Source organism: Muriicola marianensis (assembly GCF_014638095.1).
GTDB lineage: Bacteria > Bacteroidota > Bacteroidia > Flavobacteriales > Flavobacteriaceae > Muriicola > Muriicola marianensis.
In genome coordinates, this window is record NZ_BMFH01000001.1 from 374,869 (window position 1) to 396,060 (window position 21,192).

Genomic DNA, 21,192 nt, shown 5'->3' on the forward strand with positions numbered 1-21,192 from the left:
ATCCCGCTGGGAAGAAATCCATGCAGCGAAAGACCATCGAGATCATGGATACCACGCTCAGGGACGGGGAACAGACCTCCGGAGTATCTTTTTCGGCCTCTGAAAAACTGACCCTGGCCAAACTCTTGCTTGAAGAACTCAGGGTTGATCGCATCGAAATCGCATCAGCCAGAGTATCAGAAGGTGAATTCCAGTCGGTAAAGCAGATATTGGAATGGGCTGCGGGTAAGCGATTTGAGGATCGCGTGGAAGTCCTCACTTTTGTTGACGGCGGACTCTCCATCCGGTGGATGAAGGAAGCAGGTGCCAGGGTGCAGAACCTGCTGACCAAAGGTTCTCTGAACCACCTGACGCATCAACTTAAAAAGACCCCTGAAAAACATTTTGAGGAAATAGCGGAAGTCATTCGAATGGCTCAGGCTGAAGGGATCTCCACTAATGTGTACCTCGAAGACTGGAGCAATGGGATGCGAAATTCTCCGGAATACGTGTTTGAGTTCCTCGATTTCCTGGCGACCCAGCCGTTGAAGAGAATCCTGCTTCCGGATACGCTTGGAGTTCTTACACCAATAGAAACCGGAGATTTTATAAGACAGATAATTACTCGTTACCCGGATATCCATTTCGATTTTCACGGGCATAACGATTACGACCTCAGTGTGGCCAACGTCATGGAAGCTATCAAAGCCGGGTGTCACGGGCTTCATCTTACCGTGAATGGGATGGGTGAAAGGGCTGGAAATGCACCCCTCGCCAGTGTTGTGGCCGTGATCAATGATTTTTTGCCCGAACACAGGATCAATGTCGATGAATCTGCCCTTTTTAAGGTGAGCAAACTCGTATCGGCTTTTACAGGATTCGGCATACCGGCGAACAAACCGATTGTCGGCGACAATGTATTTACACAAACTGCTGGTATACATGCAGATGGAGATAATAAAAAGAACTTATACTTTAATGATCTACTGCCTGAAAGATTCGGCAGGAAACGCAAATATGCCTTAGGCAAAACCTCCGGAAAGGCCAATATTCAGAAGAATCTCCAGGAGTTGGGACTGACCCTGAATGAGGAGGAGATCAAAAAGGTAACCGCCAGGATTATTGAGTTGGGTGATAAGAAGGAAAGGGTTACCAAGGACGATCTGCCCTTTATCATTTCCGATGTTCTGGACAGCGAAAGCTACCAGCACAAGGTGGTGGTAAAATCCTATGTGCTCACCCATGCCAAGGGACTCAAACCATCTACCACCATCTGTGTGGAGATCGAAGGGGAAACGTTCGAGGAAAATGCCCAGGGTGACGGGCAGTTCGACGCCTTTATGAATGCCCTGAGAAAAGTGTATCGGGCCAAAAAAAGAAGCCTGCCCAATCTGATCGATTATGCGGTGCGCATCCCCCCGGGCAGTAACTCGGATGCCCTTTGCGAAACTTTCATTACGTGGCAGGAGGGGGAAAAGGAATTTACAACCCGTGGACTCGATTCTGATCAGACGGTATCAGCCATCAAGGCCACCGAAAAGATGCTTAACATTTTTTAATTTCCGGAAATAGAACTGAATATGGAATTGAACATTGCCCTCCTGGCCGGAGATGGTATAGGCCCTGAAGTGATTGCACAGGCCGTAAAGGTCTGTGATGCAGTAGCCGAAAAATACAACCACAAGATCAACTGGCAACCCGCCCTTACAGGTGCTGCCGCCATCGATGCGGTAGGCGACCCCTATCCCGAGGAAACCCATGCCATCTGCGCAGGCTCTGACGCCGTTTTATTCGGGGCCATTGGTCATCCCAGGTTCGACAACGATCCATCGGCTAAGGTCAGGCCGGAACAGGGGCTGTTGAAAATGCGGCAAAAACTCGGACTATTCGCCAACGTCAGGCCCACCTTTACCTTCCCTTCCCTCATCGACAGGTCTCCTTTAAAAAGGGAAAGGATAGAAGGCACGGATCTGGTCTTCCTCCGGGAACTTACAGGGGGTATCTATTTCGGCAAAAGAGGCAGGGAAGACAATGGGGAAACTGCGTACGACACCTGTACCTATACCCGGAAAGAGGTACAGCGCCTGGCCAGGAAGGGATTCGAAATGGCCATGAAACGCTCCAAAAAACTCTGCTGTGTAGACAAGGCCAACGTGCTGGAATCATCCCGTCTTTGGCGGGAAACGGTGCAGGCCATGGAAAAAGACTATCCTGAGGTAAACGTCTCCTACGAATTTGTAGATGCCGTGGCCATGCGGTTGGTGCAATGGCCAAATGCCTACGACGTGCTCATCACCGAAAACCTCTTTGGCGACATCCTGACCGACGAAGCTTCCGTGATCAGCGGGTCTATGGGTCTTATGCCCTCCGCCTCCCTTGGAGAGTCGATCGGTCTGTACGAACCAATCCACGGGTCTTATCCGCAGGCTGCAGGCAAGGATATAGCCAATCCCCTGGCCACGGTATTATCAGCCGCCATGATGTTTGATGATTTTGGTCTGCTCGAAGAAGCTCAGGCGATCAGGGACGTTGTGAACCGCTCCCTGGCTGAAGGCGTCGTCACAGAAGACCTGGCTGAAAAAGGCAAGGCCAGGAAGACCAGCGAAGTGGGCGACTGGCTTGCCAAAAACCTCTGATTCCGGATTAAAGAATATATTCAGTGCTGGTGAAGTTAGACAATTTAGTATCCAGCAACTGGTTTACAGTATCCTTGTTGATCTCATTATCCTTGAAGGCCAGCAGGGTGCGAATAGAGAATGAACGAAGGGCGTCATGCACACTGAGCGTAGACTGGGCAGAGTCTTTCCTCCCGGTAAAGGGATACACATCGGGACCTCTCTGACAGGAACTGTTGAGATTCACCCTGCAGACCAGGTTGGCCAGGGTATCGATCAAGGGGGCCAGGGCATAAACGTCTTTCCCGAACAGGCTAACCTGCTGCCCGTAATTGCTCTCAGCCATATCATCCAGGGGTTCTTCTATATCCTGAAATGACAGCACGGGGATGACAGGTCCGAATTGCTCTTCCTGATAAACGCGCATATCCTTGGTAACCGGATAAAGAACTGCCGGCCAGATGTAATTGTCGTAGTGCTTCCCTCCTTTTTCGTTGATGATCTTTGCCCCTTTCTCGAGGGCGTCATCGATGAGTTCTTGTATGTACTCCGGTTTGTCCGGTTCCGGCAGGGGTGTCAGTTTCACCCCATCTTCCCAGGGATTTCCGAATTTCAATGAATCTACCCTCGCTGCGAATTCTTTCAGGAACTTCTCTCTTACCTCCTCGTGCACGTAGACTATCTTCAGAGCCGTACATCGCTGTCCGTTAAAGCTCAGGGTTCCGGTGATACACTCTTCCACGGTAAGGTCCATATCGGCATCTGGCAGGATAATAGCCGGGTTCTTGGCCTCCAGTCCCAGAACAAGTCGAAGGCGGTTGCTCTTTGGGTGCTGTTCCTGCAGGGCGTTGGCAGACCGACTGTTTCCGATCAGGGCCAGAACATCTACCTTCCCCGTCTTCATAATGGGTGCAGCCACGGACCTGCCCCGTCCAAAGAGAATATTTACCACCCCTTTCGGGAAGCTGTTCCTGAAGGCTTCCAGCAGAGGGGTGATCAACAGTACCCCGTGCTTAGCAGGTTTGAAGATGGCCGTATTCCCCATGATCAGAGCCGGGATCAACAGCGCAAAGGTTTCATTTAGGGGATAATTATATGGGCCCAGGCAGAGGACCACCCCAAGGGGGCCACGCCTTATGTGGGCATAGACGCCTTCGTGCTTCTGGAATTTAGCAGAATTGCGATCGAGTTGCTTGTAATCTTCGATGGTATCGTAAATGTAATCTACCGTACGGTCGAATTCCTTGATGGAGTCCGGGAGCGATTTACCGATCTCCCACATAAGCAACTTCACCACTTCATCCCTCTTGGTCTTCATCTGGGACACGAATTTCTCCATACACTCTATGCGATCCCTGACCTTCATAGTGGGCCAGATACCCTTTCCCTGGTCATAGGCGTTCAAAGCTCCTTCCAGAGCCTCCATAGCCTCGGTCTCTCCCAGGTCAGGAATACTTCCCAATACAGTGTGCCTGTAGGTCTCCGTAGAAGAGATGGTTGAGAACACTTCAGTTACATTGCCTTTCCAGGGTCTTAATTCCCCGTCTACCAAATAGGTTCTCTGGTGGATTTGCTCCGTAATCTGATATTTTTCAGGAATGGTCTTGGTGTCTGTGGCCATTTGATTCTGTTTTCCTTAAAGATAAATAGATTTAAAGGCTTTAGACTATGGGCTTCATGGCCGTCATGGAGGCTCTTAGCCTCGCGCCTACCTTTTCTACAGGATGCTCCCTCAAAGCCTTGTTTACCTGTATGAGTTTTGCGTTTGGCACTCCGTTATCCCTGCCTTCCCCAAATGACTTGCCAATGACATCAGTATCGATCTTTTTCATAAAATCCTTCAGCAAAGGCTTGCAGGCATGGTCAAAAAGATAACATCCGTATTCGGCCGTGTCTGAGATCACCCGATTCATCTCAAAGAGTTTTTTCCTGGCGATAGTGTTGGCGATCAGGGGGGTTTCGTGGAGAGACTCATAATAGGCCGATTCTCCGATGATCCCGGATTCCGTCATGGCCTCATAGGCGAGCTCCACCCCTGCCCTGACAAAGGCAACCATAAGGACCCCCTTGTCGTAATATTCCTGTTCAGAGATCTTTTGGTCTCCGGCTGGGGTCTTTTCAAAGGCCGTCTCCCCGGTTGCCGCCCTCCAGGTGAGGAGGTTCTTATCGTCATTCGCCCAGTCTTCCATCATGGTCTTGGAAAAATGCCCGCTCATGATATCGTCCATATGTTTCTGAAACAAGGGGCGCATAATATCTTTTAATTCTTCTGAAAGGTCGAAGGACTTGATCTTGGCCGGATTGGACAGCCTGTCCATCATGTTGGTGATCCCGCCGTACTTAAGTCCTTCCGTGATGGTCTCCCACCCGTACTGTATGAGTTTGGAGGCGTATCCCGCATCGATTCCCTTTTCCACCATTTTGTCAAAACAGAGTATGGAACCTGTCTGCAGCAATCCGCACAGGATGGTCTGCTCACCCATGAGGTCCGACTTTACCTCCGCGACAAAGGAGGACTCCAGAACCCCTGCTTTGTGGCCACCCGTGGCCGCAGCATAGGCCTTAGCCTGGGCGAGACCTTTGCCTTCGGGGTCATTTTCGGGATGGACAGCGATGAGCGTAGGTACCCCAAAACCGCGTTTGTACTCTTCTCTTACTTCTGATCCAGGGCTCTTCGGAGCTACCATGATCACGGTCAGGTCCTTTCTGATCTGCATCCCCTCCTCAACGATATTGAAACCGTGAGAATAAGACAGTGTCGCTCCCTTTTTCATCAAAGGCATGACACTTTTGATCACATTGGTATGTTGTTTGTCCGGAGTCAGATTGATCAGCAGGTCGGCCGATGGGACCAACTCCTCATAGGTCCCCACCTTAAAACCATTTTCCGTGGCATTGATGTAGGAGGCCCGTTTTTCTGCGATCGCAGCTTCCCTCAGGGTATAGGCGATATCGAGGCCCGAATCCCTCATATTCAACCCCTGATTGAGCCCCTGGGCCCCGCAGCCGATGATCACGATCTTTTTGCCTTTCAGGACAGACACTCCGTCAGCAAATTCACTCGTGTCCATAAACCGGCATTTTCCCAGCTGTTGTAATTGATCCCTCAGGGATAGTGTATTGAAATAATTAGTCATGCGTATTCTATTTGGTTCTCGTTATTCTTGATTTTCATAGGCGTTCAGCATGGCTGTGATGGGCATGGAAGCCTTGGTCACTGCTATTCTTCCCGATCTGACGAATTGCAGGATCCCATAGGGTTCTAACTGGTCGTGCATCTCGTCTATCTCATGCCTGCGCCCGGTCTTGGCCAGGACAAAGAACTCCCTTGATACTGTAACGATCTGGGAATTGCTCTCCTTGATAATATTCTGGATCTGCCTTTCGTCAAACAGCAGATGGGATGCGATCTTGAACAGGGCAGATTCCTGATAAATGATCTCTTCATCGGTGTGGTAAAAGGCTTTGATCACCTCAATCTGCTTCTCGATCTGGGCCACGATCTTCCGCGTCCAGTCTTCTGTTGTAAAAACGACAATAGTGAATTTAGAAACATGTTCAATTTCTGATTTAGAGACATTTAAACCTTCTATATTAATATGTCGCTTTAAGAATATTCCGGAGATCCTGTTTAACAGTCCTACGTTGTTCTCGGAATAAACGGATATGGTAAACCACTTTTTTTCCACTGCTTTTTACTTTAATCTGATATCTGATACGGATGCGCCTGAAGGGATCATTGGAAAGACGTTGTCTTCCTTCTCCACCTTCACTTCAAGGAAGTATGGTTCCTTGTATGCAATCATTTCTGTGACCGCCGCTTTGAGGTCTTTCCTCTCTGTCACCCTTCTAGCCTTGAGGTGATACCCTTCCGCGATCTTGACGAAGTCCGGGTTGGTCATCACGGTAGAGGCATACCTGCTTTCAAAAAAGAGTTCCTGCCACTGCCTAACCATCCCGAGGTGGTCATTGTTGAGCACCACGATCTTGATGGCCAGTTTATTTTGGTAAATGGTCGCCAGTTCCTGTATGGTCATCTGGTACCCCCCATCCCCTATGATGGCCACTACCTCCCTGTCCATAGCTCCCATCTTGGCGCCGATAGCAGCAGGCAAGGCAAAGCCCATGGTGCCTAGTCCGCCTGAGGTGATATTACTCTTAGACTGGTCGAATTTAGCGTACCGGCATGCTACCATCTGGTGCTGGCCAACATCCGTTACGATCACAGCCTTATTTTTGGTGGCCTGGTTGATCTCCTCCACCACTTCCCCCATGGTAAGTCCGGCTTTGGTGGGATGGAGATCCTTTTCGATCACCTCTTTGAACTCTTCCTCATATTTCTCACGGAATTCATTCCTCCAGGCTTCGTGCTTGTTCTTTTTGATCCTGGGCAACAACGCCTGAAGTGTTTCTTTAGCATCCCCGAGCAGGGCGATATCGACCTTTACATTCTTGTCGATCTCCGCAGGGTCGATCTCCATATGGATGATCTTAGCCTGTTTAGCATAGGTCTCCAGATTCCCTGTGACCCGGTCATCGAAACGCATACCGATGGCGATCAAAACGTCGCACTCGTTGGTCAGTACATTGGGGCCGTAGTTGCCGTGCATACCGACCATCCCTACATTGAGCGGATGGTCCGTGTTCATGGCTGAAAGTCCCAGGATGGTCCAGGCCGCAGGGATTCCGGCTTTCTCGACCAGTTGCTTCAGTTCCTGTTCCGCTTTCCCGAGTATGACTCCCTGTCCGAAGACGATATACGGTTTTGCAGCCTTGTTGATCAAATCGGCCGCAGCATCCAGATCTTTTTCATTCACTTTAGCCACAGGCTGATAGCTGCGCACTCCTTTACAGGCTTCGTAATGGAAATCGAGTTCATCGAATTGCGCATTCTTTGTAATGTCGATAAGTACCGGTCCGGGTCTGCCCGACCTGGCAATGTAGAAGGCCTTGGCCATGATGTCCGGAATCTCCTCTGCCTTAGTGATCTGGTAGTTCCACTTGGTCACAGGAGTCGAAATGCCAATAATATCCGTCTCTTGAAAGGCATCGGAACCCAGTAGGTGACGGGGTACCTGCCCCGTGATGCAGACCATGGGAGTGGAATCGATCTGTGCATCGGCCAATCCGGTGACCAGGTTGGTCGCACCCGGACCCGATGTTGCCATGGCCACTCCTACCCTGCCACTGACACGGGCATAGCCCTGGGCGGCGTGGGTAGCGCCCTGTTCGTGTCTGGTAAGGATATGCGTTAGCCTGTCCTGAAATTTATAAAGTTCGTCATAAACCGGCATGATAGCCCCTCCGGGGTACCCGTAGATCAGGTCCACTCCTTCAGCAAGAAGGCAATGAATGATCGCTTCTGCCCCACTTACCCTCAACTTCTCGGGGTTATTCTTTGCGGTTTTCTTTGATGTAATCGTTTCCATAATCTTTCATTCGAGCTGAGACAATCTTATTTGCCAACCTATTTAAACTGATCTGTAACACATCCCTGGGAAGCTGAGGAGACGGAGTTGGCATATTTATAAAGGCTTCCCTTCCGAACCTTTAGCGGCGGCTGTTTCCAATTCGCTTTTCTTTCAGCCATTTCCTGATCAGACAGGGCAACGCTGATGGTGTTCTTTTCTGCATCAATAGTGATCATGTCTCCATTGCGAAGCAAGGCAATTGGACCCCCTTCCTGAGCTTCTGGGGAAACGTGTCCTACTACAAATCCATGCGTGCCTCCGGAGAACCGTCCATCGGTTATCAGGGCCACGTCCTTGCCAAGACCGGCACCCATGATGGCTGCTGTTGGTTTTAGCATCTCCGGCATACCGGGTCCACCTTTTGGTCCCTCATACCTGATGACTACCACATCTCCTTTTTTTACAAGCCCCTTCCCTATGCCCTCATTCGCCTTAAATTCATCTTCAAAGACCTTGGCCGGACCTGTAAAATGATAACCCTCTTTCCCCGTGATCTTGGCCACGGCACCTTCCGGAGCCAGGTTACCGTAGAGTATCCTCAAATGCCCGGTTTCCTTAATGGGTTCACTCAGGGTGTGTACTACTTTTTGACCTTCTTTCAGGCCGGGTATCTTTTCTAAGTTCTCAGCAACAGTCTTGCCGGTTACGGTGAGACAGTCGCCGTGCAGCATGCCATTTTCAAGCATGAATTTCATGACCGCCGGGATCCCGCCTACCCTGTGCACATCTTCCATCAGATACTTTCCGCTGGGTTTCAGATCGGCCAGGAAAGGCGTAATATCGCTGATCCTCTGAAAATCATCCAGGGTGAAGTCTATCTCCGCAGCCTTGGCAATTGCCAGGAAATGAAGAACTGCATTCGTTGAACCACCGAGAACGGTGATCAACCTGACCGCATTTTCCAGGGATTTCCTGCTGATGATGTCACTGGGTTTAATATCGTTCTCAAGGAGGTGTCTCAGGGCTCTGCCTGCTTCCAGACAGTCTTTTTCCTTATCCTTTCCAATGGCTGGGTTGGATGAATTATACGGCAGGGCCATCCCCAATGCTTCAATGGCAGAGGCCATGGTGTTTGCTGTATACATGCCGCCGCAGGCTCCTGCTCCCGGACAGGCATTCTGTATTACACTTTTGAACTCCCCTTCGCTGATGGATCCTGCCACTTTCTCACCCCATGCCTCGAAGGCACTGACAATATCGAGTTTCCGGTCATTGAGACACCCGGAGGCGATCGTGCCCCCGTAGACCAGAACAGAAGGCCTGTTAAGTCGGATCATAGCCATCAAAGCGCCCGGCATGTTCTTATCACAACCGACCACGGTAACGAGTCCGTCGTAATTCATAGCCTGTACCACCGTCTCCATGGAATCCGCAATTATATCACGGGAAGGAAGAGAGTAGCGCATCCCATAGGTACCCATGGATATCCCATCACTCACGCCTATCGAATTGAATACAAGTCCTACGAGGTCCTTCTCCTGCAATCCCTTTTTAACGATCTGAGCCAGGTCATTGAGGTGCATATTACAGGGGTTGCCTTCATAGCCGGTGCTGCCTATTCCGATAAGTGGTTTTTGCAGGTCCTCCTCCGTCAGGCCAATGGCATAAAGCATGGCCTGTGCTGCTGGTTGGGTAGGATCCTGAGTTACGTTCTTGCTGTATTTATTTAATGCGGTCGTCTTCTTTTCCAATGCTGCGATTTAATTTTTTAAAGACTAAACAACTCAAAGATACTGGTTTAAAAGCCCCTTCAGGGGTATCAGTAAGGTACAGGATAAAGTCAATGAGCATTGTTTAGATATAACATATTGTATATCAATATATTAAAGGCATATTATTTATCATATTCACCATTTGAGCGACCGGATAGAAATCAATGGGAATTTCGCCTAAGGTTCCTGAAAAAGCCTATTTTTGGGCTATGCGAAACGATATTACCGGGCATTTGGAAGCTCAGCGCAGGTTTTTTAGTTCAGGCAGGACCAAGGACCTTCGATTCAGGAAAGAGACATTGAAAAGATTGAGATCTGAGATCGTCAGGAAGGAAGACGCTATCTGCGACGCCCTGTATGCCGATTTTAAGAAACCCCGGTTTGAGACCCTGATTGCAGAGACCCAATTTGTACTGGCCGAACTCAATGCTATGATCCGGCATCTCGAACTTTGGGCTAGACCTGAAAGAGTACCTTCCTCCCTCTTGAACTTCCCATCCTCAGACCGGATCTATAAAGAGCCTTATGGCACAGTGCTGATCATCGCTCCCTGGAACTACCCTTTCCAACTCACCCTAATGCCTCTCATATCGGCCATCGCTGCCGGGAATACCGCTGTGCTCAAACCTTCGGAACTGACCCCTCACACCTCAAAACTCATCGCCGGAATGGTGAAGGCCGTATTCGAACCCGGGCACGCCATCGTCTTCGAAGGTGATACGGAAATAGCCAAAGCCCTGTTGGCGGAAAAATGGGATTATATCTTTTTTACTGGAAGTACCAGGGTTGGCAAGATCGTATATGAAAGTGCGGCGGCGAACCTCACTCCTGTTACCCTCGAACTGGGAGGCAAAAGCCCGTGTATAGTAGATGGATCTGCCCTGCCTTCCCAGGCTGCCGGGAGGATCGTATGGGGTAAGTTCCTGAATGCAGGTCAGACTTGTATAGCCCCTGATTACATCCTGGTTCACGCTTCGATCAAGGATCGGCTGGTGGAGGAGCTGAAAAAAAGTATTGTTCAGTTCTTCGGAGAAAAAACCGAAGATTCTCCGGACCTGGCCAGAATCATTTCCGACAAACATTATAAGAGACTTCTCGGCCTCCTGAAAGGACAGCATTTGCTCTTTGGCGGACAGCACAATGAGGAGGACCGATTTATCTCCCCCACCCTGGTCGACGAGCCGGGGAAAGACAGTGAAATCATGCAGGAAGAGATATTCGGGCCAATTCTTCCCATCATCTCATACAATGATGAAGAGGAAATCGATGCCTGGGTAAGGAGCCATGGGAAACCCCTGGCAGCATATATTTTCTCCCGGAAAAAGAACTTTCAGAAAAGAATGCTGAGCAAATACAGTTTTGGAGGTGGGGTGATCAATGACACCCTGATACACATCAGCAATAAGAACCTTCCCTTTGGTGGGGTAGGTAAAAGCGGACTCGGTTCATACCATGGCAAACGGAGTTTCGATGCCTTTTCTCACAAGAAAGCAGTGGTTCACCGCGGGACATGGCTGGATCCGAAATTCAGGAATCCACCCTACAATCTCCCCGTTAGTTTTATAAAAAAATTGAAACACCTTTTATAGCCTTTATGGAAAAAACGGTAACCGAGGCCATACGATACAGGAGGTCCGTAAGGATCTTCGATCCGGAAAAGGAACTGGATACGGGTAAAGTCCGCTCATGCATAGAAAACGCTGTACTGGCGCCTACGAGCAGCAATCTGCAGCTATGGGAATTTTACCACATCACCGAACCCGGGACCCTTGAGAAAATGGTTCACGCCTGCCTGGGTCAGAACGCCGCCAAGACCGCAAAGCAAATGGTAGTGATCGTTGCCCGCCGGGATCTCTGGAAACAACGCGCCGGGGATAACAGGGAATTCATAAAAAAGAATCTGGGAGACAAGAAGCCTTCGGAATACAGCCGGAGGGAAAAATTCGCTTTGGGGTACTACTCTAAGGTGGTTCCGGCTGTTTATGTGGAATTCCTGGGGATAGTGGGTTGGTTGCAGTATTTCCTGTTCAGCATTATTGGTATGTTTCGGCCCGTTTACCGCCAGGTCCGAAGGTCAGATATGAGGATCGTGGCTCATAAGAGTGCCGGTCTCGCCGCACAGAATTTTATGATTTCCATGGCTGCTATCGGATATGACACTTGTCCGATGGAGGGCAGCGATACGCTGAGGATCAAAAAGATACTCGGCCTGCCATGGGGGGCTGAGGTCACCATGACCATTGGTTGTGGCATCCGTGACGACAAAGGAATTTACGGAGAAAGATTCCGCATCCATTTCGAAAAGGTATACCGGAAAATTTAACCTTCTCTTTTAAAATAAAGGGTATCCCCAAAGGTCTTTTGAGCCAGTTTGTTGATGGAATCCTCTGAGATCTGAAGGATTCGCGGGTAACCACCAGTGGTCTGTCCGTCCCTCATCAAGATGATCAGCTTTCCACCGGGGGTCAATTGAACCGTACCCGGCAACGTAGCAGAGGTGAGCATTGGGTGCTGATGAGACCCCAGGATTTCCTGGAGTTGATAGGCCATTCTGTTATTCTCCTTGGCGATGGTAAATGGCTGATTGAACAGAAGCTCCTTCTGTTTACTATCCAGGATATCAAATTCCGGACCCGGACTTGCCTTTAATTTGAGGACTCGGTCTATCACCTCAGGGATCACATGGGTGATCTTTGGTTCAAATTCCGACACCTCCTCGTAATGCAACTCCATCCCGGCTACCAGGTGATCTTTTTCAGTGATCGGTTTGTAAAAAGACCGGCTCTTCAGTACTTCTTCCGTCTCAAAACCGCCCTTGATGGCTACATACCCCCGGAGTCCGTCTATGTGTTTCCCAAAAGCCAGTCGGTCTCCGGAACGAATCCTGTGAACACTGTGGTTATCTATATCTACCTCATTGAGTTTTGGAGAGAGGTTGGCTCCGGCGAGTGCAATCCAGGTATCCTTGGTAAATTCGAGAACAGGCCCTGACATGGTAACTTCCAGAACGGCAGATTCATCCGGATTCTCAAGCATGGCGTTGGCCAGATGTGCAGCTGCCCGGTCCATACTGCCCGACACAGGCACTCCTAGATGTCGGAAGCCAAATCGGCCACTGTCCTGAATGGTTGTAAAAAATCCGCTTTTAACTATTTTAAGCACGCTTAATTGTCTTTAGTTAGCAGGTCAATTCCCACCTCGGCCTGGATGGTGTGCAGGTCGAATTGTGCACGGGTGATCGAATAAAAATTAACCGTGTCCCCCACCCTTACAAAGCAAGGATTCTCCTTTTGCGCATCAAAGATCGGGATCGGACAATTTCCTATGATGTTCCAGCCACCGGGACTATCCTGGGGATAAATGCCTGTCTGTTTCCTCGCCAGGCCAACGGAACCTTTGCGTACGTTCAAACGGGGAGAAGCTTTTCTGGGGGTTTCCAGATCCCTGGGAACCCCACCCAGGTACAGGAATCCGGGCAAGAAACCTATCCCGAAGACTGTATAGGTAGCGGCAGTATGAAGAGTGATGATCTGCTCTATGGATTTGCTGAGTTGCTGACTGAGCTCTTCCAGGTCGATCCCAAATTCCAGGTCGTAGCAAACAGGCAATTTCCAGTGTCGCGGTTCTTTTTTTGCGCCCTCTTTTCGCTCTTTGTACAACTTGTGGAGGGCAGCAGATATTTCATCAAATTTCAATTCCCTCTGGTTGTTGACCAAAGTCAGAGAATTATAAGCCGCGACGATTTCCCATTCAGGTCCGCCATAGCCCTGAAGTTTTACATAGTCCTTGAAGATCAGGATGTCATCCAGGATATTTGTGTCGATATCGAAAGGCCATTCTACGAGTACGGCAGACTTGCCAAAGGGCTTGATATGGATGGGGTACGTATTCATTTCCTCAAATGAATATGGTGCTTTGGGAATTCGACCGAAAGATACGCTAATATTTCAAATGCTGTAGCAGTATCCCCATGAATACAAAATGTTTGAGCCTCAATGTGCCTGAAGATGCCATTGATGGTCTTAACTTCAGAGTTCACTATCATGCTAAGCAAATGCCTGAGTACCGCTTCGGGCTCTGTGATCAGCGCTTGAGGAGATCGCCTTGAAACCAAACTGAGATCATCCTCGTAATTTCGGTCTCCAAAGGCTTCAAGTATAATGTTAAATCCCATTTGCCGAGCTGCATCTGAGATCGCTGAGCCGTAGGGAGCGTAAAGCGATATCCCATTTCTGTAATCTGCTAAAGCTTCGAGGTATTGTTCAGAAAGCTCACGATTCTTAGCCAGGTCATTGTACAGGGCGCCATGGGCTTTAATGTGTGACATTTCAATTCCTTCTTCTTTGAGAATGCCATGGAGCAACTTCACCTGTGACTGTATCGTATTCCGAAAAGCTTCTGATTCCATCTGCGTGCTTTTCCTGCCAAAGTTTTCTCTGTCGGGATAAGAAGGATGGGCACCTACTCTAACGTGGTGCTTTTTGGCCAGGGAGATCACCTCCCGCATGGTAGGTTCATCTCCGGCATGCCCGCCACAGGCCAGATTGCAGGAAGATATATAGGGAAACAATCGGGCTTCGTTTCCCACGCCTTCGCCCACGTCACAATTGATGTCGATCTGCCACCGTTTCATATTGCGAAAATAACGGAAAGAATACTTTTCAGGCCCAGGAAGACTATGAGCAACAACAACATGCCTCCAACTATATTTTGCCACGTTTTATTCCTGTACCTGCCCATGAGATTCGACTGGTTGACGATCCACAACAGGAAGATACAGATCACCGGCAACAGGAGCCCGTTGGCCACCTGAGCGAACTGAATGATCTCTACAGGTTTTATCTTCAGGAACTGGGAAAGTACTCCCACAAGAAGGATCAGGCCCCATACCATACGAAATCTCCTCCCGGATAAACCCTCCTTCCAGTCAAAACAACTGGCAGCCACGTAAGCGGCTGCGAGCGGAGCTGTGATGGCCGAAGTGATCCCGGCAGCAAACAAACCTACCCCTAAAAAATAGGTGGCTGCCCTTCCATAAAGTGGTTCCAGTCCCTTAGCGAGGTCGAGTCCGCTGCTGACCTCCGTTAATCCGCTTGCGCTGGCTGATACCACTATGGCAATGGAGATGAGTCCGCCCAGACCAATGGAGAGGACAGTGTCCCAGCGAACCGCTTTCAAATCTTTTACGGATTCCCATTTCTCGCTCACCAAAGAGGCATGCAGGAAGAGGTTATAAGGAACCACGGTAGTCCCTATAAGGGCCACAACCGTAAAGAGGCTTCCCTCTGGAAGAGACGGAACAAAAAGCCCTTCCAATACCTTTCCAACATCCGGGCGGGTCAGGAAAGCAGCGAGAATAAATGATATACTCATCAGGATTACGAGGGAGATGAAGACCTTTTCGAGGATTTTATAGGAGCCGGCAAATAAAAGGATAAATACAGCACCCCCGATAAGCCACGAAAACCAGGGTGAAGGTTCGGCACCTGTAAAAGCCTCAAGCCCCAGGACGGCTCCTCCTATATTTCCCGCCTCATAGGCCGCATTACCTATGACCACGGCACTGAGGATGATGATGGTCACAGTGTTCCGGGCCCAGGGTTTACGAAGCTGAGATCGGATACTCGCCGCAAGCCCCTGCTTGGTGAGAATGCCGATGCGTGCAGCCATTTCCTGAAAAACTACGGTGGTTATTACCGAGAGGAGCAATGCCCATAAGAGCGCGAAGCCAAAACCGACTCCTGCCAGAGTGCAGATAGTGACCGTTCCCGGACCTATAAATGCTGCTGCGATAAGAAAACCCGGACCTACTTTTTTGAACACGAAAATCCTTTTGCCCGGGAATGTACATCAAAGTTGAAACTTTCACCAATTTCTCGTCCTGGAGATAGTGGAATATGAAAATCAAATGTTAAAAAGTGTGCCGTTCGTCTAAAAAAATGCATTTCGTCTAAAAACAGGATGTCGTTCATCGATACTGCAAAATAATCCGTCAATCTCCCGGTTATAATAAACCCAAATCAATTTTTGACCAGCTTATATGACCTGCTTAGAATGCAATAAAGAACTTGGCTACCTCGATCACAAAAATTCAATGGAAGTCTATGGCGTAGAACTTTGTGCAAGGCACAAGACCCGGATCGACCGTCTTATTAAATCTAACAATACACCACTCGCAGCAATAAAACTTTACTACGCCCTGAAAGAGGTCGGTGTTTATCCTATGCTCGAATGGTGGGATGGAAAGAAGTCCATTGATATCGCGATCTCCAGGGTCAAGTTAAACATAGAGATCGATACCGAATATCAGATGCTCACACATGAACAAGCCATGAACAACCTGGAGGAGACCATGCATTCCTTCAAAAATGGATTTACAACGGTCAGGATCCCGCATGTAGTGATCAAGCACTATCTCCGGGAAACAGTGGAGAGTATTCTCGGCATCATTGAAGGCCTGAAAGTGAACATCAAGGTCATATAAACCAATTGGGGGCGAATAGAAATTGAGAACCATGCAGCAAGAAAGCAAGTACACCCTGAGATCGTATACCTTAAGCAAGATCATCCTCTTTTTACTCACCATCGCCGCGCTGGCGGTCATGATCAATACCAATCCGGTGATCTCGCGATTCCTTTTCGGCCTACCGGTTATCCTCTCCGGATTCCTGGGTATTGCCGGAGTAATCATCCTATATCAGGGTCGGAACGAACCCATAGATGAAAAGAAGATCATCGCCTTTGTGGTAAATTCGGCCATGGTCCTGCTGATCTTTGCCATCCTGCTTTCCAATACCCTGTACTAGAAATTCCGCTTTCCTTATCGGATTTGCTCCGGTTTAAAATAAGCTTCTATCAACAGTATCATGCTCTGAATATTTTGTGCTGACAGGGTGTATGCCTATGTGCTCTATTCCGAAAATTTGTATCTTCTACTTCAAATTTTCAGGATATGAACAATCTCGACAGAAGACAATGGTTAAGGACGATAGGTCTAACCTCAGGATTGACTTTAATGGGTGGCTTGCCGGCGGTCGCCTGGGAGCAAACCGAAGCTAAAACAAACCTGGCTGGGCCGGTCAGGCTTAGCTCCAACGAAAACCCTTTTGGCCCTTCCAAAAGAGTGAGGTCTGTGATCAGCAACAGCTTTGATATCGCCTGCCGCTATCCTTTCCAATACCTCACCCAACTGGTCACTGAGATCGCAGAAAAAGAAGGGGTCTCCAGGGATTGTGTAGTCGTTACCGGTGGTTCTACGGAAGGCCTGAAAGCGACCGGACTTGTTTACGGATTAGAAGGAGGAGAAGTGATAGCTGCTGATCCCACCTTCCAGTCGCTCCTCACCTATGCCGAGAACTTTGGGGCTTATGTGCACCGGGTTCCCCTCAATGAAAGGATGGAGCACGATTTGGATGCCATGGCCCGAAGGGTCACCAGCAAGACCCGCCTGATATTTCTCTGCAACCCCAATAATCCGACCGGTACCCTTTTAAACAGAGACACCCTAAAGGATTTTTGCCTGTCACTCGAGGATAAGGCTGTCATTTTCAGTGATGAGGCCTATTACGATTTTATCATGGAACCCGATTACCCCTCTATGGTGGAACTGGTGAAGGAAGGACGTAATGTGATCGTCTCCAAGACCTTTTCAAAAGTCTATGGTCTCGCGGGGATGCGTATCGGATACCTGATCGCCAGACCCGACATCGCAGACAGGTTAAAAAATGCCGTCATGGCGAATACGAATGTGCTGGCCATAGAGGCAGCCAGAGAAGCCCTGAGGGATGATGAGTTTTACAAATTCAGTCTACAGATGAACGCCGAGGCCAAGCAATATATCTATAAGACCCTGGATGATCTCAACCTCCGGTACATTCCTTCCCATACCAATTTCGTGTTCTTTAAAACCGGTAGACCGATCCGTGATGTCATCTCACAGATGCAGAAGGAGGATGTCCTCATCGGAAGACCCTTCCCTCCCATGTACGAATGGGCCAGGATCAGTACGGGGACCATGGATGAAGTTAAGGCCTTTGGTTTGGCTCTCAGGAAGGTGATGGCCTGATCTGAATTAGAATTCTACCTGTTTTCTGACCTCAATATTTGCAGGGGCGGACTGTTCAGTACCGATCGGCTATTGAGCATGCCGATGGCAATCACCAACAGGGTGAGCAACGGCAGGAGAATCAAAAAGGGCTCCGCAGAGGGAACGAATGGCTCCTCAAATACAAACCGGGCGAGCAGAAAACTACCCACCAGGGACAGCAGGATTCCCGTTAGGCTACCTAATACGCCGAGGAAGGCGTATTCGTAAAATGATATCCTCAGCAGTTGGGAATTCTTGGCTCCAAGGGTACGCAGGAGCACACTTTCGCGAATTCGCTGGTACTTGCTGGTCCTGACCGCCCCGATCAGGACGATGATACCTGTAAGAATACTCAGCAGGGCCATAAACCTGATCACCAGGCCTATTTTCTCCAGTATGCCTTCAAGTAAACTGAGGATCTGCCTCAGGTCGATAATGGAAACGTTGGGATATTTACTCACTAGTTCTCTCTGCAGGATTGCTGAACTCTCATCTCCTCCTGTCCGGGTTGAAACAACGTGGAATTTAGGGGCATCTTCCAGGACTCCCTTCGGGAAGAGGACCGAAAAGTTTAATTGTATCCTTCCCCAGTCAACTTCCCTGATGCTGGCTATCTCTGTAGGTATTCGAACTCCCTGTACGTTAAAAGTGACCCTGTCCCCTACTTCTACCCTGGCATCGGAAGCAAAATTTTCAGCTACGGAGATCGGTATGACCTCCCTTTTTTCCGAATTCCCGATCCACTCCCCGGAAATAATGGTCTCACTGGGAATCAGACTATCCCGGTAGGTGACTCTGAACTCATGATTGAGGACCCATCGGCCTATGTTAGAGGTGGTGTCGTTCCGGATCTCGTTGACCGACCGGCCGTTGATCTCATCCACCCTCATGGTTACGATGGGCACATTGCTAAGAACAGGGACCTTGTTTTCATTGATGGTATTCTCCACGGCATTGACCTGATCGGTCTGCACGTCGAGCAGGATGATATTCGGGCTGTTCTCATCATTGCCAAGCGCAACCTTGCTCAGCAAAATATCACGGCTAAAGAATAGTGTACTGATCAAAAAGGCTCCTACACCCACGGATAAGAGTAGTACAGAGGTTTGATTCTGAGGCCTGAACAGATTCAGCAGGCTCTGCCTGATGGCAAAGCCGAGTTGCTCCGGAAAATAGCGCCTTACGGTCCACATCAGTATTCTCGCAACCCAGTAAAGCAGGGAAAATGAAACCACCAGGCTGAGAATAAAAAAGAAAGCATATTCCCAGCTTCCCAGGATCTGCCGGGCAAGGAGTACTAAAAATAGGAAGATCAGTCCCAGTACAGCCAATTGTGCCTTGCCGGTTCTAGACTCATTTTCTGCCTGTACCCTGAGGACCGAGAGTGGTGATACATACCATGTCCTCATCAGGGGGATTAAGGCAAAAGCAATACTCATAAGAACACCCAGGATCAACCCGAGACTTATAGCAGGGAATGACAAGGATACATCTACCTCCACCGGGAGGTATTCTTCCAGTAAGACAGGTGCGGCAATTTGCAGGCCAACTCCCAGCAGTGTTCCCAGGAAGCCTCCAACAGCTCCCAGTCCGGCCACCTGTATAAGAAAGATCTTGAAGGTCTGACGGCGGGAAGCCCCCAGGCATTTTAATACCGCAATAGATTTTAGTTTCCCCTGGATATAGACATGTACCGCACTGGCGATCCCAACACAACCCAGCAGGAGGGCTATGAAGGCTACGATATTGAGGAACTTGCCAAAGTTGTTGTACCTCCTGCCCAGCCTCCTGCTTTCATCGAGGTGGGTATCTAGATCGGCTCCTTCGGCGTCGAGTCTGTGATCGATCGCCTCATACAGCACCTCCAGGTCCTGTCCCGCTTTGGCCACAAAGTAGTATTTGTATTCTAAACGGCTCCCGCGCTGAAGCAAGCCTGTTTGGGTGATCTTATCATAGGGTATAAATACAGCCGGAGCCACACTGCTACTGAGGGCAGACCTCCCCGGAACGGCCTTGAGAGCACCTTCGATGGGCAGTGATATATTCCCAACCTTAATGCTGTCGCCGGGGCGTAAGTTTTGCTGGAGCATGACGGTGGCATCCACCAGGGCCGAGCTGTTGACCAGGTAGTCCCTTGCGGCAGCCGGAGGGTCTGTCTCCAATTCCCCGTAAAAGGGAAAGCCTTGTTCCGTTCCTACGACCTGAACAAGTTTACTGCTGCTTCTTTTTGGGAAAACCACCATGGAGGCAAAGTTGATCTCCCGGCTGTCGGGTCCGCCCAGGGAATCCATGATGCGAACCACCTCCTCATTTGCAGGGTGATTGCTGTCAATCACATAATCGGCACCCATCAGGGCCCTTGATTGCAGATCGATACTTGCCGTCAGGTTGTTCCCGAAGGATTGGATGGCCACCAGGGCAGCAATTCCAATGATAATGGAAGACATGAACAGGAAGAGTTTTCCCGCATTAGAACGGAGGTCTCTCCAGGCCATCAGGATCAACCAGGAAATACCTGTTCCGGATGATTTCAGGTCTTTCATTGGACCTCTACTTTTTCCTCCCTGTGAATCTTACCACCCTTGAGCCTCAGAATACGCTGTGTTTTTCGAGCGAGATCCATATCATGGGTAATAATGACCAGGGTAGTGCCTGCCTCCTTATTCAGGTCGAATAGGAGTTCGATGATCTTCTGTCCGGTCTCTTCATCCAGTTCCCCGGTGGGCTCATCGGCAAAGAGGATCTCGGGGGTGTTTGAAAAAGCGCGCGCCAGGGCTACTCTTTGTTGTTCTCCTCCCGACAATTGAGACGGATAATGGTGAACGCGAGCCCCGAGACCTACCTTTTCCAATAAGGTTACAGCTCTGGATTGGGCATTCTTAACCCCTTGTAATTCGAGGGGAACAGCGACATTTTCCATGGCCGTAAGGGTTGGAAGGAGTTGAAAATCCTGAAAGATGAACCCAACTTTCCGATTTCTCAAAAGTGCCCTCTTGTCCTCATCGAGGGTGTCGATCTCAACCCCGCACAACTCAATAGTACCCGAATCCGGGCGGTCGAGTCCGGCGCAAAGTCCCAGCAATGTTGTCTTCCCACTACCCGAGGGGCCTACGATGGCAAAAGTCTCCCCCGATTCGAGGGAGAAGGTGATGTCATCCAGGACGGTGAGGGTACCTGAGCCACTTTGGTAAGTCTTTCTGAGTTTACTGACGTTTAATATCTTTGACACTGATGTAAATTCCTTTATCCTGTTAAGAGGCGGGAAATTAAAAAATTGATTCTGAATATGTTCTCAAGATCAGGGCGATCCGTGTTAAAGTTTTGTTATC

General features: G+C 49.4%; 17 protein-coding genes and 1 pseudogene. 7 read left to right on the plus strand and 11 right to left on the minus strand.

The annotated features are described in order from the left end of the window. Positions 1-20: 20 nt before the first annotated feature. Complete coding sequence (locus IEV19_RS01800) at positions 21-1,538, plus strand: hydroxymethylglutaryl-CoA lyase-like TIM-barrel protein (protein ID WP_188370695.1); 1,518 nt, start codon at positions 21-23, stop codon at positions 1,536-1,538. A 21-nt stretch (positions 1,539-1,559) separates the two neighbouring features. Continuing rightward, the gene (leuB, locus tag IEV19_RS01805; protein ID WP_188368997.1) at positions 1,560-2,615 is read left to right on the plus strand and encodes a 3-isopropylmalate dehydrogenase; all 1,056 of its coding nucleotides are present in this window, start codon (positions 1,560-1,562) and stop codon (positions 2,613-2,615) included. Between the two features lie 7 nt (positions 2,616-2,622). On the opposite strand, the gene IEV19_RS01810 is transcribed toward leuB, so the two are convergent. The 5 genes from IEV19_RS01810 to ilvD are packed head-to-tail and all read right to left on the minus strand — an operon-like array spanning position 2,623 to position 9,756. Next, positions 2,623-4,215: an NADP-dependent glyceraldehyde-3-phosphate dehydrogenase gene (locus IEV19_RS01810; protein WP_188368998.1), complete on the minus strand. Its 1,593-nt coding sequence runs from the start codon at positions 4,213-4,215 to the stop codon at positions 2,623-2,625. A gap of 40 nt (positions 4,216-4,255) precedes the next feature. Further along, on the minus strand, positions 4,256-5,731 hold the full coding sequence (ilvC, locus tag IEV19_RS01815; RefSeq protein ID WP_188368999.1) for a ketol-acid reductoisomerase: 1,476 nt from the start codon (positions 5,729-5,731) through the stop codon (positions 4,256-4,258). A gap of 21 nt (positions 5,732-5,752) precedes the next feature. Then, positions 5,753-6,283, minus strand: coding sequence for an acetolactate synthase small subunit (gene ilvN / locus IEV19_RS01820; RefSeq protein ID WP_163693844.1), 531 nt, complete (start codon positions 6,281-6,283; stop codon positions 5,753-5,755). Between the two features lie 6 nt (positions 6,284-6,289). After that, entirely contained in the window at positions 6,290-8,023 is a 1,734-nt protein-coding gene (gene ilvB / locus IEV19_RS01825) for a biosynthetic-type acetolactate synthase large subunit (RefSeq protein WP_188369000.1), read from the minus strand. A gap of 38 nt (positions 8,024-8,061) precedes the next feature. Continuing rightward, entirely contained in the window at positions 8,062-9,756 is a 1,695-nt protein-coding gene (ilvD, locus tag IEV19_RS01830; protein WP_188369001.1) for a dihydroxy-acid dehydratase, read from the minus strand. A gap of 230 nt (positions 9,757-9,986) precedes the next feature. Between ilvD and IEV19_RS01835 the strand changes: the two genes are divergently transcribed. After that, a complete protein-coding gene (locus IEV19_RS01835) occupies positions 9,987-11,366 on the plus strand; it encodes an aldehyde dehydrogenase (RefSeq protein ID WP_188369002.1) in 1,380 nt (459 codons plus the stop codon). 5 nt (positions 11,367-11,371) lie between these two features. Further along, positions 11,372-12,100, plus strand: coding sequence for a nitroreductase family protein (locus tag IEV19_RS01840; RefSeq protein WP_188369003.1), 729 nt, complete (start codon positions 11,372-11,374; stop codon positions 12,098-12,100). Here the strand turns inward: IEV19_RS01840 and IEV19_RS01845 are convergent. Genes IEV19_RS01845 through IEV19_RS01860 form a run of 4 tightly spaced genes read right to left on the minus strand, consistent with a single transcriptional unit; the run spans position 12,097 to position 15,600 of the window. Then, positions 12,097-12,939, minus strand: a complete 843-nt coding sequence (locus IEV19_RS01845; protein ID WP_188369004.1) for a 5-oxoprolinase subunit C family protein — start codon at positions 12,937-12,939, stop codon at positions 12,097-12,099. The genes IEV19_RS01840 and IEV19_RS01845 overlap by 4 nt on opposite strands. A 2-nt stretch (positions 12,940-12,941) precedes the next feature. Then, entirely contained in the window at positions 12,942-13,670 is a 729-nt protein-coding gene (pxpB, locus tag IEV19_RS01850; RefSeq protein WP_188369005.1) for a 5-oxoprolinase subunit PxpB, read from the minus strand. Next, a complete protein-coding gene (pxpA, locus tag IEV19_RS01855) occupies positions 13,667-14,410 on the minus strand; it encodes a 5-oxoprolinase subunit PxpA (RefSeq protein WP_188369006.1) in 744 nt (247 codons plus the stop codon). The genes pxpB and pxpA overlap by 4 nt, the downstream gene beginning before the upstream one ends. After that, positions 14,407-15,600 (minus strand): Nramp family divalent metal transporter, encoded by a 1,194-nt coding sequence (locus IEV19_RS01860; RefSeq protein WP_188369007.1) that lies wholly within the window; start codon positions 15,598-15,600, stop codon positions 14,407-14,409. Before IEV19_RS01860 ends, pxpA begins: the two co-directional genes overlap by 4 nt. A gap of 217 nt (positions 15,601-15,817) precedes the next feature. Between IEV19_RS01860 and IEV19_RS01865 the strand changes: the two genes are divergently transcribed. From IEV19_RS01865 to IEV19_RS01875, 3 genes are all read left to right on the plus strand, one after another. After that, positions 15,818-16,261: a hypothetical protein gene (locus tag IEV19_RS01865; protein ID WP_188369008.1), complete on the plus strand. Its 444-nt coding sequence runs from the start codon at positions 15,818-15,820 to the stop codon at positions 16,259-16,261. A 31-nt stretch (positions 16,262-16,292) separates the two neighbouring features. Beyond that, entirely contained in the window at positions 16,293-16,583 is a 291-nt protein-coding gene (locus IEV19_RS01870; RefSeq protein ID WP_188369009.1) for a hypothetical protein, read from the plus strand. A gap of 146 nt (positions 16,584-16,729) precedes the next feature. Beyond that, on the plus strand, positions 16,730-17,842 hold the full coding sequence (locus tag IEV19_RS01875) for a pyridoxal phosphate-dependent aminotransferase (RefSeq protein ID WP_188369010.1): 1,113 nt from the start codon (positions 16,730-16,732) through the stop codon (positions 17,840-17,842). Between the two features lie 14 nt (positions 17,843-17,856). Here the strand turns inward: IEV19_RS01875 and IEV19_RS01880 are convergent, their stop codons facing one another. Continuing rightward, entirely contained in the window at positions 17,857-20,406 is a 2,550-nt protein-coding gene (locus IEV19_RS01880) for an ABC transporter permease (RefSeq protein WP_188369011.1), read from the minus strand. Next, positions 20,403-21,035: pseudogene (locus IEV19_RS01885) on the minus strand (ABC transporter ATP-binding protein); the annotation flags it as partial. The pseudogene IEV19_RS01885 and the gene IEV19_RS01880, both read right to left, overlap by 4 nt. Positions 21,036-21,192: the final 157 nt, after the last annotated feature.

Excerpts from the sequence above, each read along its gene's own strand:
- IEV19_RS01875 (WP_188369010.1), top strand. The coding sequence starts at position 16,730 with ATGAACAATCTCGACAGAAGACAATGGTTAAGGACGATAGGTCTAACC.
- ilvC (WP_188368999.1), bottom strand. The coding sequence starts at position 5,731 with ATGACTAATTATTTCAATACACTATCCCTGAGGGATCAATTACAACAG.
- IEV19_RS01865 (WP_188369008.1), top strand. The coding sequence starts at position 15,818 with ATGACCTGCTTAGAATGCAATAAAGAACTTGGCTACCTCGATCACAAA.
- pxpA (WP_188369006.1), bottom strand. The coding sequence starts at position 14,410 with ATGAAACGGTGGCAGATCGACATCAATTGTGACGTGGGCGAAGGCGTG.
- IEV19_RS01880 (WP_188369011.1), bottom strand. The coding sequence starts at position 20,406 with ATGAAAGACCTGAAATCATCCGGAACAGGTATTTCCTGGTTGATCCTG.
- ilvB (WP_188369000.1), bottom strand. The coding sequence starts at position 8,023 with ATGGAAACGATTACATCAAAGAAAACCGCAAAGAATAACCCCGAGAAG.
- IEV19_RS01835 (WP_188369002.1), top strand. The coding sequence starts at position 9,987 with ATGCGAAACGATATTACCGGGCATTTGGAAGCTCAGCGCAGGTTTTTT.
- IEV19_RS01870 (WP_188369009.1), top strand. The coding sequence starts at position 16,293 with ATGCAGCAAGAAAGCAAGTACACCCTGAGATCGTATACCTTAAGCAAG.
- pxpB (WP_188369005.1), bottom strand. The coding sequence starts at position 13,670 with ATGAATACGTACCCCATCCATATCAAGCCCTTTGGCAAGTCTGCCGTA.
- leuB (WP_188368997.1), top strand. The coding sequence starts at position 1,560 with ATGGAATTGAACATTGCCCTCCTGGCCGGAGATGGTATAGGCCCTGAA.
- IEV19_RS01810 (WP_188368998.1), bottom strand. The coding sequence starts at position 4,215 with ATGGCCACAGACACCAAGACCATTCCTGAAAAATATCAGATTACGGAG.
- IEV19_RS01840 (WP_188369003.1), top strand. The coding sequence starts at position 11,372 with ATGGAAAAAACGGTAACCGAGGCCATACGATACAGGAGGTCCGTAAGG.
- IEV19_RS01800 (WP_188370695.1), top strand. The coding sequence starts at position 21 with ATGCAGCGAAAGACCATCGAGATCATGGATACCACGCTCAGGGACGGG.